Source organism: Bradyrhizobium sp. SHOUNA76 (assembly GCF_023006445.1).
GTDB lineage: Bacteria > Pseudomonadota > Alphaproteobacteria > Rhizobiales > Xanthobacteraceae > Bradyrhizobium.
In genome coordinates this window covers 1-1,156 of sequence record NZ_JALBHA010000923.1, presented here as the reverse complement: position 1 = coordinate 1,156, position 1,156 = coordinate 1, and the positions used below count along the sequence as shown (strand labels likewise).

Here is a 1,156-nt window from a genome sequence, read left to right as displayed (position 1 = left end):
GGTCACGAGGCTTGCGAACACGCCGAGCAGCAGGGCGATGGCGAGCGCAGCGCCCGTCCCGACCTTCGCCGCCTGATCCGTCACGCCCTAGCGCGCCGCCTTGGGCGGGTTCACGGTGACGACGGGATTGCTGGTCCCGACCAGGCGGCTGTTCATCTTGCTGCGCATCTCCTCCGCAATGACATGCGCGTCGACGCCGTCCTTGATGACGGTCGGGCGGATGAACAGGATCAGTTCGGTACGGCCGCGCGTAGTGCCCTGGTGCGAGAACGCATCGCCCACGCCGGGAATGGAATCGAGGATCGGAATGCCCTGCCGTTGCCTGTTCTCGGTCTCGCTGATCAGGCCGGCGAGCAGCACGGTCTGGCCGCTCGTCACCGCGATCGAGCTCTTGACCCGACGCTGCGAGATCGTCGGCGTCAGCGAGCCGGTGCTGCCGGCGGCCACGCTCGAGATCTCCTGCTCGATGTCGAGCACGACGTTGCCGTTGGCGTTGGCGCGCGGGAGCACGCGCAGGATGATACCGGTGTTCTTGTAGTCGATGGTATTGACGACGGTGTTGTTGGCGGTCAGCACGGTCGCGGTGCCGGTCGAGAACGGCACCTGGTCGCCGACCTGCAAGGTCGCCGGCTGATTGTCCAGCACCACCAGCGACGGGTTGGACAGCACCTTGACGGTGGTGACGTTGTGGAGCGCATCGAGCACCACGCGCGGGGAGTTTTCCGCGCCGATCAGAAAGTTGAAGCCGGGCAGGGCGCGGCCGAGCAGCGCGCCGGCGGCGGCGTTGACCGCGCTGGTCTGCTGCTCGATGTTGCTGCCGACCGAAGCGCTGTTGCTGACGCCGTTAATGACGTTGGAGACCGAGCCCTGCTTGCTGGCGATGAAGAACTGGACACCGTAGTTCAAGGCGTCGTTCAGCGTGACCTCGGCGATCGTCGCCTCGATCGCGATCTGGCGCTGCGGCCGGTCGATTTGCCGGATCGTCTGCTCGACGACGCGCTGCGATTCCGCGTTGGCGTAGACCAGCACCGCGTTATTGGTGACGTCGGCCGTGATCCGTACGTTTTGAAGGATCGCGTTGTTGACGGGCTTTGCGCCGGTGCCGAGCAGCGAGCCGGAGCCGTTGTCCTGGCCGGGCACGCCGGCCGCCGCAGGG

Annotated in this window: 1 protein-coding gene; it reads right to left on the bottom strand. The window is 66.5% G+C overall.

Going from position 1 to position 1,156, the window contains the following annotated elements; genetic code table 11:
- Nucleotides 1-87: 87 nt before the first annotated feature.
- Nucleotides 88-1,156, bottom strand: a 1,069-nt coding sequence (locus MOV74_RS38610) for a secretin N-terminal domain-containing protein (protein WP_309486884.1), incomplete at its 5' end; no start/stop codon positions are given.